The 11,169-nt window shown below is 59.9% G+C and carries 12 protein-coding genes and 1 tRNA gene; 5 read left to right on the top strand and 8 right to left on the bottom strand.

All coding sequences use genetic code 11. The annotated features are described in order from the left end of the window. Positions 1-15 precede the first annotated feature (15 nt). Complete coding sequence (locus EKN07_RS03425; protein ID WP_126145628.1) at positions 16-1,029, top strand: 2-hydroxyacid dehydrogenase; 1,014 nt, start codon at positions 16-18, stop codon at positions 1,027-1,029. A 42-nt stretch (positions 1,030-1,071) separates the two neighbouring features. Here the strand turns inward: EKN07_RS03425 and EKN07_RS03420 are convergent, their stop codons facing one another. The 8 genes from EKN07_RS03420 to EKN07_RS03385 all read right to left on the bottom strand — a co-directional run bounded on the left by EKN07_RS03420 (position 1,072) and on the right by EKN07_RS03385 (position 8,001). After that, positions 1,072-2,250, bottom strand: a complete 1,179-nt coding sequence (locus EKN07_RS03420) for an ABC transporter permease (protein ID WP_126145627.1) — start codon at positions 2,248-2,250, stop codon at positions 1,072-1,074. Then, positions 2,250-3,251, bottom strand: a complete 1,002-nt coding sequence (locus tag EKN07_RS03415) for an ATP-binding cassette domain-containing protein (RefSeq protein ID WP_126145626.1) — start codon at positions 3,249-3,251, stop codon at positions 2,250-2,252. The genes EKN07_RS03420 and EKN07_RS03415 overlap by 1 nt, the downstream gene beginning before the upstream one ends. Positions 3,252-3,532: 281 nt before the next feature. Beyond that, positions 3,533-4,186, bottom strand: a complete 654-nt coding sequence (locus EKN07_RS03410; RefSeq protein ID WP_126145625.1) for a hypothetical protein — start codon at positions 4,184-4,186, stop codon at positions 3,533-3,535. Positions 4,187-4,245: 59 nt separating this feature from the next. Continuing rightward, on the bottom strand, positions 4,246-4,893 hold the full coding sequence (locus tag EKN07_RS03405; RefSeq protein WP_126145624.1) for a hypothetical protein: 648 nt from the start codon (positions 4,891-4,893) through the stop codon (positions 4,246-4,248). Between the two features lie 45 nt (positions 4,894-4,938). After that, the gene (locus tag EKN07_RS03400; protein WP_126145623.1) at positions 4,939-5,274 is read right to left on the bottom strand and encodes a hypothetical protein; all 336 of its coding nucleotides are present in this window, start codon (positions 5,272-5,274) and stop codon (positions 4,939-4,941) included. Continuing rightward, positions 5,271-6,587 carry a hypothetical protein gene (locus tag EKN07_RS03395; RefSeq protein WP_126145622.1) on the bottom strand — a complete coding sequence of 439 codons (1,317 nt, stop codon included), beginning with the start codon at positions 6,585-6,587 and terminating at the stop codon, positions 5,271-5,273. Before EKN07_RS03395 ends, EKN07_RS03400 begins: the two co-directional genes overlap by 4 nt. 9 nt (positions 6,588-6,596) lie before the next feature. Next, positions 6,597-6,983 (bottom strand): hypothetical protein, encoded by a 387-nt coding sequence (locus EKN07_RS03390; RefSeq protein WP_126145621.1) that lies wholly within the window; start codon positions 6,981-6,983, stop codon positions 6,597-6,599. A 337-nt stretch (positions 6,984-7,320) separates the two neighbouring features. Further along, the gene (locus EKN07_RS03385) at positions 7,321-8,001 is read right to left on the bottom strand and encodes a TetR/AcrR family transcriptional regulator (RefSeq protein ID WP_240611361.1); all 681 of its coding nucleotides are present in this window, start codon (positions 7,999-8,001) and stop codon (positions 7,321-7,323) included. A gap of 54 nt (positions 8,002-8,055) precedes the next feature. Between EKN07_RS03385 and EKN07_RS03380 the strand changes: the two genes are divergently transcribed. From EKN07_RS03380 to EKN07_RS03365, 4 genes are all read left to right on the top strand, one after another. Next, a tRNA-Gln gene (locus EKN07_RS03380) sits at positions 8,056-8,126 on the top strand. 84 nt (positions 8,127-8,210) lie between these two features. Then, positions 8,211-9,275, top strand: a complete 1,065-nt coding sequence (locus tag EKN07_RS03375) for an NTP transferase domain-containing protein (protein ID WP_126145620.1) — start codon at positions 8,211-8,213, stop codon at positions 9,273-9,275. 19 nt (positions 9,276-9,294) lie between these two features. Then, entirely contained in the window at positions 9,295-10,275 is a 981-nt protein-coding gene (locus EKN07_RS03370; protein ID WP_126145619.1) for a ribose-phosphate diphosphokinase, read from the top strand. 58 nt (positions 10,276-10,333) lie between these two features. Continuing rightward, positions 10,334-11,068, top strand: coding sequence for a sulfite exporter TauE/SafE family protein (locus EKN07_RS03365; protein WP_126145618.1), 735 nt, complete (start codon positions 10,334-10,336; stop codon positions 11,066-11,068). Positions 11,069-11,169 lie beyond the last annotated feature (101 nt).

Here is an 11,169-nt window from a genome sequence, read left to right as displayed (position 1 = left end):
GCGGAGGAACGAAAAATGAAAGTGCTGGTTGCCGCGGATCGTTTTATGACCGCGCCGGTAATGACCGACGCGTTGCGGAAGCATTTGCCCGACGCGGAGATCGCCTCCGTCGCAAACGATTTCCCGTATACGCCGCTGGCGTCAATTGGTGATGTCGATGAAGCAGTGGGAGACGAGGAGGAACTTATCGCTGCTCTCACTGGGGTGGAGGTGTGTTTCACGCACACGTACCCTTTCACACGCCGGGTACTGGAGGCCTGCCCGCAGTTGCGGATGGTAACGGTATGCCGCGGGGGACCGGTTAACGTCAATTTGCCTGCCGCAGCGGATCGCGGCGTCGTCGTTACGAATACTCCCGGGCGAAATGCGGCTGCGACGGCGGAGCATACCGTGGCGATGATTATGGCGGCGGTGCGCCAAATACCGCAGCGGCACAATGAATTGGCAGCGGGGCAGTGGCGTGGGGACTATTACGATTATGAGAAAGTTCCGCTCCAGATCGATGGAGCCGTTGTGGCACTTGTCGGATACGGTGCGGTGGGTTCACGCGTTGCCGCTGTGCTGCGAGCGTTTGGCGCGCACGTGCGGGTCTATGATCCGTTCCTCGCTTCGCACCTGCTTCCAGACGGTATAGAGCACGCCGTCTCCTTGGAGGCGGCATTGCGAGACGCGAATATAGTGACGCTGCACGCGCGATTAACCGCAGAAAACCGGGGCATGCTCGGCGCCGAACAGCTGGCGTTGCTCAGCCCGGGAGCGGTAGTGGTCAACTGTGCACGTGGTGCCCTGCTTGACGCGGATGCCCTCTGCGATGCGTTGGAATCCGGCTATCTGGGCGGCGCGGCGCTTGACGTATTCCCGATTGAGCCCCTGCCTGCCGACCATCGCTTGCTGCGGGCGCCACATGTGGTTTTGACACCGCATATTGCCGGTGCGAGTCGCGGCTCAGCCGAGGTGGCGGCTCGCACCGGGGCGGAGGACATCGCGCGATACACGCGGGGAGAAAAGGTGCTGCATGCGGTGATATGACACCCCGCGCTGGAGCACGCGGGGTGGGCACGCTCGGCAAAGTTATCCCTGAGACCCCCTGAATAGCGATGTGATCTTGACGCGCTCGCCTGTGCGCAGAATGGATCGCTCGTAGATCCTCCCGGCGAGTATGCCGAGCAGTGGGATACAGACAAGTGTCAGAGCCGCTGCCAGTAGCTGCTCCCAGAGAGCCACGGAGTCAAGAGCGGTTCGCATGGGCATCATGTAGGGGGAGAGGAAGGGAACATACGAAAGTATGCGGGTGATGCTTGCGTCGGGTAGCAGCGGAACTAGGTTCAGTGCCGCATAGAACGGGATCATTTGGAAGAAGACGACCGGGGTTTGTACCGCCCCCAGATCTTCCTGTCTCGATACCGTCGCTGCCAGGCCACCGATTAGTGCGGCGTAGGTGAAATACCCGAGTACGATCCATAGAAGAACGACCGGCAGGAAGCCCCACAGGCCCAGGCTGCCGAGCGCGGAGAGATTACTGAGAAGCCCGGCGATTGCGAGGCCTGAGAGCAATGCCGTGAGGTAGACGGCAAAAATGATGAGCATGGCCGAACCAATGCCAAGGATCTTGCCGAGTAAGAAGGTACGCGGGCGCACCGTTGTCAGCAGGATCTCCACCACGCGGCTCGACTTCTCTTCCACGACGCCAGCAGATAGTGTGGAGATACCCAGCAGAACTATCACCATCAATAGCGCACATCCGATCGTTCCGGCGAGGTAACCCATTGGGTTCTCGAACATTGCGTTGGTTGAGATGACGTTGACCTGTAAGAAGGACAATCTGACCAACTGTGATGACAACTCGGGGGTGAGCACGCCTTGCTGGTCAACCAGATAGAGGGTGGATGCGAGGACGACCTTTTCACGAATAGCGTTCGCTTCGCCGCGGGTCGAGAGAACTGGTTCGGCGGGTATTCCCGATACAACGGCCTCGACTTCCTCGTTGTCCTGCAGAATTGTCTCGGGATTTCCGCTTGCCTCGACTACTTCGATTCCACCCTGCCCGACGAGGAACTCGGTTAGCGGGGAGGCATCTTGCGTTACCGCGATGGGGATGGCTTGCGGGGTGGATTCCTCGTCGTTGTGCAGGAAGATCCGCCCAGCAACTCCAGCGAGTAGCAATACTGCGACGACAATGGCGGTTGAGATACGCATTGCCTTCGACGTCAAGATGGTGTTGAATTCACGCCTAATAACGATTCCGAGCATCAGGCCACCGCCTTTCGCCGCGAAAACAGACTTCGCTTGGGTTTCTTCGCTGTTTCTTCTTCGTCTTCGGCAGGCGCCACGACGACGTCCTTGAATAGCTCGGTCAGGTGGGGACGGCGCGGCGCAAACTCGTGCACCGGGCCCGCTGACAGGGCCGCCTGGAGGATTTGTTGGTCGTCGACGGCGCTGGGCTGATCAAAAACGACTCGGACGGTGCCGTCGATACGGGGTGCCTCGGAGGTTCCTTCGAGGGGATCCGCCTCAACGCGGATGCCCAGTGGAGTGAGCACATCTCGTAGGGCGTCGAACGAGGCTCCGGAAGCGATGGCGAGCTGCTTATGGTTGGCGCCGCGAAGTTCGTCAATCGTTCCTTCGGCGATCATATGCCCCTGCGAAACAATGCCAACGCGATCACAGAGGCGCTCCACCAGATCGAGCTGATGGGAGGAGAAGATAACCGGGACGCCGACCTTTGCCTTCTCTTGTAGGACCTTGCTCATCACATCTACGGCTACTGGATCCAGGCCGGAGAACGGTTCGTCCAGGACGAGTAGTATCGGGTCATGCACAAGCGATGCAGCCAGTTGTACTCGTTGCTGGTTGCCGAGGGAAAGCTTTTGAACGTTATCGTTGCGGCGGGATGCGATGTTGAGCCGCTCGGTCCAATGCTCCATGGCGGTTTTTGCGGCTTCAGCGTCTAGGCCGTGTAGCTGTGCCAGGTAGATGAGTTGCTTGCCGACAGCCATACGCGGGTAGAGTCCGCGTTCCTCCGGCATATAGCCCACCTTGCGGCGGGTATCGAAGTCTAGTGGGTTATGATTCCACGTCACTGTGCCGGAATCGGCGGCGAGTACGTTGAGCATAATGCGCATAGCGGTGGTTTTTCCCGCGCCGTTCGAGCCGACGAATCCGAAGATCTCGCCTGGATTCACGTGGAAGGACAGATTGTTCAGGGCCTGTAGGCTGCCGAACGACTTATTGAGGTTGTCGATCTGAAGCATGCCGCTCCTCCATGTAGTGGTACTTCCTGGGCAAGCTATCACATTGCAGATAGCCGTGTACAACCCCGGGGAGTTGGTGAGATTGAGCAGTGGATGGCCAAGCGCGGGTAGCCGGGGGTCTTCCTCCGGAACGGGGATTCTTCCCGGTCAGCGGTCTTTGCTGACCGCTGTTGTGCGAGGGCGTCGTGCTGCTGTACCGAGTGGGAGGCGACGGCGGCCTCTCTGGTGCGGATATGGGGTGTTGTTCAATGGCCGCTGGCATGCAGTGGAGTGTGGGTCTGTTACGTGTTTGTGGGGTTTGATTCCTCTGGCGGGGTGGTGGGGGTGTTGGTTTCGTCAGGGTCTTCGATTTCGTAGGGTTCGTCGAGGCCGTAGGGGTCGTCCGGGCAGCGTCGTTCGTCTGCTGCCGGTGAGGGGATAGTGGGTGGGAGGGGTTGGTCGGCGAACATTTGCTTCACGAGGCAGGGGTCGATCTCGAATCCGGGTTCGGGTTCGAAGCAGAATCCGGCGGAACCGCCGGAGCCGATGAGTTCTGGATCACGATCACGTTCCTCTGGTGTGATGGAGAGGAGGGTGAAGGTACCGACGCCGGGTTGGGTGACGGACTCCCCGACTTGAAGAGTCCTGTCTATGCTGCCGAGTCCCTTGCCACTTCCGCGGATGTGAGCTTTTCTGATGCCGTTTTCGATGCGAACGCCGGAGACTGTGTATTTCGGCCCGTCATCGTCGGCGCCAAGCCACAGGCTGGTTCGTTCTATCATGGCGATCGGGATGCCGTTAGTGCAGGCAGCTTTGTCAGCCGGGATTGTCATGCGGCTGACGGAGGGCATGGGAACGTTGAGGTCTGCGGTGCAGGAGGAGAGCGTGGATCCTAGGAGGGCTGCGGTGATGATTGCCGTGCCGAGTTGGGTTCTTTGCGTGGCTCTGAGCCGCATGGTGTGTTCTCTTCCTCGCGTTTGTCGAAGTGCTTGTCTGCCCATGTGATTGCCGATGGCTACGTGTGCGTGGTATCCGATTCCTCTGCCGGGGTGGCGGGGTTGTCGGTTTCGTTGGGTGTGTTGGAGTCGTCGGTTTCGTCAGGCTCTTCGATTTCGTTAGCTGCATCGGCTTCGTAGGGATCGTCCGGGCAGTTCGGTTCGTCCGCTGCCGGTGAGGGGATACTTGGCGGAAGTGTATGCCAGTAGGGTTGTTCTTTCACGAGGCAAGGATCAACTACGAAACCGGGTTCCGGCTCGAAACAGAACCCGGCGGAACCGCCAGCACCGATAAGTTCTGGGTCTCCCTCATACGGGGTGATGGACCTCAGGGTGAAGGTGCCGACGCCGGGTTGGGTGATGGACTCCCCGACTTGAAGAGTCTGTCCGATACTGCCGATTTCCTTGCCTCCTCCGCCGACGTAAGCCTTCCTGATACCGTTTTCGATGCGAACACCGGAGACCGTGTAGTGGGGGCCTTCCAAGTCTGTACCGAGGTCGAGAACTGTCCCTTCGCTGATGCTGATGATGATGCCGTTGGTGCAGGCAGCTTTGTCTGCCGGGATCGTCATGCGGCTGACGGAGGGCAGGGGAACGCTAAGGTCTGCACCGCAGGCGGAAAGCACGAATAACGGTACTGCTGCCAGTACGGTGAGTTTGCGTGCCATCCTTCTTCTCCGGTCTGTGCTTCTCTGCATATCTGGTGTGTTCTTTCATGTAAGCAAGGCCGGGTTGATGGTGAATCCGGGTGCGGGGTCAAAGGCGAAGGTAGCAATGCCACCACCTCCGGTACGTCCGGGAGCGCGAACCTGAACGCGAATATGCACCAGAGTGAAGGTCCCAACTCCGGGATGGTTAACCGACTCGCCGGCCTGCAGGGTCCGTTTGATACGGCCGGTCCGGCCTCCGCCGCGTAGGTGGGCTTTTTGCACGCCGTCCTCAACACGCACGCCGGACACCGTGAACCGTGGTCCGTCCGGGTCATCGCCGAGATGAAGAACAGTCATCTCCTGGGCAGGGATAAGAATGCCGCTGTTGTTGTGGCTCATGGGATGGTTCCTATGTCGACCTGACCGTAGTACCGTGAGAACGTATCCCAGGACAAATGGAAGGTGCCGTCCACAGCGCTGTCGCTAGGGGTGTCATTATGGCCCCAGGGGTTGCGTAGCGTGACGCCAGACGCGTCGGCGGAAACAATGGTGTAGGCATGTGAGCCGTTCAGAAAGATCTCTTGTTGGCTGCCATCCGGAAGTGACGCGGTGACGGTTGCATGGCCCTCGCTATCGAAGGTTCCGTCGGGTACCACGGTGGTCGAGGCGATGGCGGGCTGGTGGTTCCTACTGGCCTCGATGATCGCGGCGCGTTTCTCGGAGTCGTATTCTCTTCCCATGCCAAGGACTGATGTGGCCTCCAAGCCGGTGATGTCTTTGAAGACCTCCGTGCCGCTATTGCCACTGATACCGTCTGGGCCGCCCAGTGTGCCACCAGGATGGAGTTGACCGTAGGCGGACTCGAAAACAGAGACGACACTAGGGCCGTTACTCCCTTTCACGCCTCTGGTGTAAACATCGGTGACCAATACCTGTTGTTTAGCGTCGTCATCGGGATGGAGGGGATCGTCGTAGAGTGTAACCAGGTAGCCGTCCTGCTTTCCACTCGCGTCATAGTGCGGAGTAATGCAGGAGGCGAGCCACTCCTGCCCCTCCGGGTACTGCATCACCGATCCCAGACCAGCCAGGTAGGTACAGTCCCCGATGCCACGCTGGTTGATATCCTCTGGGGCCATGTCCTTCAGCTGGTTATTGATCCGCTCCATATCCCGCTCGGTCAGCGACCGTTGCGAGCCTATCTCAACACCGTCGTCGTTATAGTTGACCGGCTCGATATCCAGCGCATTGCGTAACTCGGCACCGCATTGGTCTGCCGCCTCCTCCAGCGAGGTGAGGTACCGGTTGTAGTCGTCGACGAGCAGGGCGACCTGCGGAGACAGTGCCATATAGGTGGCTGCCTCCTGCCAGGAGGGGACGCTGGAGAGCTGTGCGTCCAACTTCTCCAGCTCGCCCTGTACATTGGCTGCCAATCGCTTGAACTCGGCAACAATGTATCCGTAGTTCTCTAACGAACTCGCCGCCATGTACAGCCCATCTTGCAGTCGTGTTACGGCTGACTTTTGTTCTGACATGGCAGATTGGAATGCATTGGCGGAGGCGCCCTGCCAATCGGGTACCGCGCGTTCGCTATGCCGCAGATCGCCATACGCTTCCTCCGCGTTCTCTCCGGCCGCTCGTACTTCCCGGGCGTAACGGGCTACCTCGGCCGGATCGCCGGGCACATCCCCGATCAAGTTATTGAAATACGACATAGTCCACCCCTAGTGGGCGCGGTGATCATTGCCGGTAAAGATCTGCGACCATACCGACGTTCCGGTGATTTCGCCGCCGAGGAGTAGCGCCATGGCCTGCCACGAGGCCCCCGAATCCGACTGGGCCCAATCATGCGCGACATCGTCATCCGTCTGGCCGACAAACTTGGCCGTGTAATCAACCGCGTCGGCCGTATCCTCACACCAGGAGATTGCGCGCGAACGCCGTTCCGTGTGAGCAAGGCCGAAGGTAATCGCCGAATCGAACAGGCTCGGGAAACCTAAACCAACATCAGGCACGTACGGGAAGGTTTCGAGGTGGAGATTGTCCGCGATCTTCAGTAGCCGCTTACGCAGATCCGCCATCTGATCCACATCAAGCCTGATATCACCCATACGATGCTCCTGTACGAGGCATGGAAGAAATGGAAATTTCGCTGTGGATTAAAGGCTAACAGGATGAAGGTGGCTGGCGCTAGGACACGGAGAGCGCCAGCACCCGAACTCCAACGGCGGCGGGTGGCTGCGAGCCCGCAACGAACTGTCGCCCGAATCACGTTTGCGCAGGTGAGAGGTCCGAGGTGGAGGGTTGCTGCACTCTGATACCCGCGGCTGGGGGCGACGGCAAAGCTGAAATATGTGCTTGGTCACATGGCTATTACTGGGGCGGCGACTAACCGTCGCCCGTCGCGGTTCCGCTGCGCAAGGCCGCAGAGGCAGTCGGGGTGGACTGCTAACCCTCGCTTGCGGGCGCTCCGCCATCGCGCCCTAAGGTCACCAGATGTGGATTGCGTTCCATTGCCCGTAGCCCGAACCAGACGAGATTCGTCACATGAGCGGCCGTCTCCTCCTTGGAAAGCAACCGATCATCGGCCCACCATTGCCCGATCCGCCCGATTGCCCCCGCCAGCAGCTGACCGTAAATCGGGGCGGTTTTCGGATCAAGCCCCTGCCTCTCCAACAAAGGAGCCAGCAAGTCCGCCACTTGCTCTGCGACGTCGGCAATCACCGTGGAGAATGTGCCGGATGTAACGGCGGAAGGGGACTGATGCGACAGCAGGCGGAAACCGTCGGCGCTGTCCTCAATGTAGTCGAGAAGGGAGAGCACGATGCCCTCCAGCATCGCCCGCGGGGGTAATTCGGGGCGCATTTGTGCCGCGAGCATGTCGGTGAGAGTGGTCAATTCGCGGTCCACAATGACCTGGTAGAGGCCTTCCTTTCCGCCAAAATGCTCATAAATCACGGGTTTTGACACCTCGGCGGCGGAGGCGATTTCCTCGATGGATACAGCGTCGTATCCGCGTGCTCCAAAGAGTTCCCTTGCCACGCGAATCAACTGTTCGCGCCGCTCGGCGCGCGTCATGCGCACGCGCTTAGGAGTTGGCAGGTGCGGAGCCGGTAGAGAATCACTCATGGCTTCCATTATGACAGGAGGCGAATCCCCCGCTAGAATCATCATGGTCTGAATTCCGCCTTGGTGTAATGGCAGCACAGAGGTCTTTGGAACCTTTAGTCCAGGTTCGAGTCCTGGAGGCGGAGCTGGCGTGGCATCTGCAAAGTGCCGCGCGGCTCGGCACATGAGTGCCGAGGGGCCCGTCCCAGTCACCCAGATAGGGGGTTGCCGTGAGCGTGTCGCATCCGGCCGCGGTTATCATCCTCGCAGCGGGGCAGGGTACCCGTATGAAGTCCGCCACTCCGAAAGTCTTGCATACCATGTGCGGGCGGTCATTGCTCGGCCATGCCATTGCGGCGGCGCGTGGCCTGGAACCTGAGCATCTTGTTGTCGTGGTGCGCCACGAGGGTGAGATCGTCGCGGCGCACGCCCAGCAGTGCGACGCCGCCGCGGCAATTGCATGGCAAGACGAGATCAAGGGCACAGGCCGCGCGGTGTGGTGCGGTCTGCAGGCGTTGCCAGAAAGTCTTGACGGCGCAGTCGTCGTGATGGCCGGTGATACGCCACTACTTGATACTGCAACGCTCTCGGAACTCGTGGAGAACCACGCGGCGAACGCCGTGACGATTCTGACCACGCTGGTTCCCGATGCCACCGGATACGGTCGGATCCTGCGCGACGCCGCCGGTCAAGTGTGTGGCGTGGTTGAACACCGCGATGCCACGGAAGAGCAGCGCGCCATCCGAGAAATCAACACATCCACCTATGCCTTTGATGCGGCGTTTTTACGCGATGCTCTCGGCAATCTCGGTACCGCCAACGCGCAGGGTGAAATGTACCTCACCGACGTGGTATCTGCAGCCTACGGTGCCGACGCCGGCGTCGGAGATCTGGTTCTCGATGACTCCTGGCTGGTGGAAGGCTGTAATGATCTGGCACAACTGGCCACCCTGCGCGCGCAGATGAATCGGCGCCTTCTAGAAAAATGGATGCGATCCGGGGTGTCGATTATTGATCCGGCGACGACGTCGATCGATGCGGGTGTGCGCCTGGAACCGGATTGTCGGGTAGAACCGGGGACCCTGCTCCGTGGAGAGACGACCGTGGCGACCGGCGCAATCGTTGGACCAGGTGAATTCGAGAACGCACTTGTGGGCGAAAACGCCGTCGCCCGGCACGTCGTGGTCCACGACGCATCCATACCGGCAGGCGCTCGGCTCTCGCCCTACACCGCCGTGTCAGCAGAAACAGAATCTGCTGATGATACTGACCCGAAACGACTACCGGCCAACTGAGTGATACAGGGGATCCATCATGACGGGAATGCAGGTCAGCAACGATAAGCGCCTCGTGCTGGTGAGCGGCAGAGCCCATCCGGCACTGGCCAAGGACGTGGCCGAGGAGCTGGGGATTGACCTGCTTCCCACCACGATTTATGACTTCGCCAACTCAGAGATTTACGTCCGCTTCGAAGAATCGGTACGTGGTGCGGATGTTTTCATCCTGCAGTCACATCCCGATCCGATTAATAAGTGGCTGATGGAGCAACTGATCATGGTCGACGCCGCCAAGCGTGCGTCTGCGAAGCGCATTACTGCGGTTGCGCCGTCCTATCCCTATGCGCGCCAGGATAAGAAGCACCGTGGCCGCGAGCCCGTTTCTGCGCGTCTTGTTGCCGACCTCTTGAAAACAGCCGGAGCCGATCGCATTATGAGCGTCGATCTCCATGCCGCCCAGTCGCAGGGTTTCTTCGACGGTCCGGTGGATCATTTGTGGGCGATGCCCACACTGGTGGAATATGTGCGCACACGTATCGACACTGAGAATGCGGTGGTGGTGTCCCCGGACGCCGGGCGTATCAAGGTGGCGGAACAGTGGGGCAACCGGCTGGGAGGCGTACCCCTTGCCTTCGTCCACAAGACTCGCGATATCAACAACCCGAATCGGGCGACGGCGAACCGTGTTGTGGGTGACGTGATCGGGCGGACCGCAGTGATCGTAGATGATCTTATTGACACGGCCGGGACGATATGTGGCGCGGTACGTGTGGTGTTGGAAGCAGGGGCGAAGGACGTCATCGTCGCCGCCACGCACGGCGTGCTCTCCGATCCGGCGGTTGCCCGGCTGCAGGAATCGGGCCTGCGTGAGCTTGTCATTACTGACACTTTGCCCATCCCGCCGGATAAGCGGTTCCCGCAACTGACCGTACTGCCGATTGCTCCGATCCTGGCACGTGCCATCGACGAGGTATTCGAGGACGGTTCGGTCACGAGTCTGTTTGACGGCGCCTACTGACGATGCGGGCACGTGGCTGCGCTCTACGTTCAGGTGTCATCGCGATACTCTTGAAGGGATGTATTACACAATCCTTGTGCTGGCCGGAGTGGGTGCAGGAATAGTCGGCTACCTCGTCGGGCTGGCGTCTCTGGTGAGTTATCCCGTCATGGTTGCGCTGGGTATCCCGCCGGTACTGGCGAATACCTCGAACACGGTGGCATTGCTTGGCGCAGGAGCCGGCTCCGTGGCGAAGGCATGGCGGCGAATGCTGCAAGTAAAGGTGTACCCGCTATGGCCGCAGTTGCTGGTATCCCTCGTTGGAGGCGCTGTTGGGGGATGGCTCCTCATCGTGGCCGACCCGGCCGTATTCGAAGCGGTTGTGCCATGGCTTGTGTTGACCGGTACGGTGTTGGTGATGCTGAGTCCACGGATCAACGGTGCGGTGACGAAGCGTCGCCTGGCGCTATGGGCATTCCTCGCGATTCTGCTCCTCATTACGATCTACGGCGGATATTTCGGTGCCGGGGCGGGAGTACTGTTTTTTGCTCTATGTGTTCTGGCAACGCCGATGTCCGCCCACGATGCGGTGCTGATGAAAACGCCCATGCTCTTGGTGTCGAATATGGCGGCCGCACTGATCTTCATCGCGCGTGGGCAGGTGGATTGGCCTGCGGCCATTGCCGTTGGTGTAGGCGCTTTTGCGGGAGGTTATGTTGCCCCAATCATCCAGCGCTACATCCCGGAAAACGTCATGCGCTGGATGGTGGCTATAGGTGGTCTTGTCATGACCGTGTGGTTGGCGGTGCGTTAAGGTCAGCATTCTTCAGACGAAGGCGTAGTTCCAAGTGCGAGTGGTAGCCGGAACTACTGTTGCTGGGTGCTGACGCGCACTACTCGGGCCGTCCCGCCGGT

Source organism: Actinobaculum sp. 352, assembly GCF_003957265.1.
Lineage (GTDB): Bacteria > Actinomycetota > Actinomycetes > Actinomycetales > Actinomycetaceae > Asp313.
This window is presented reverse-complemented; position numbering and strand designations above follow the sequence as displayed.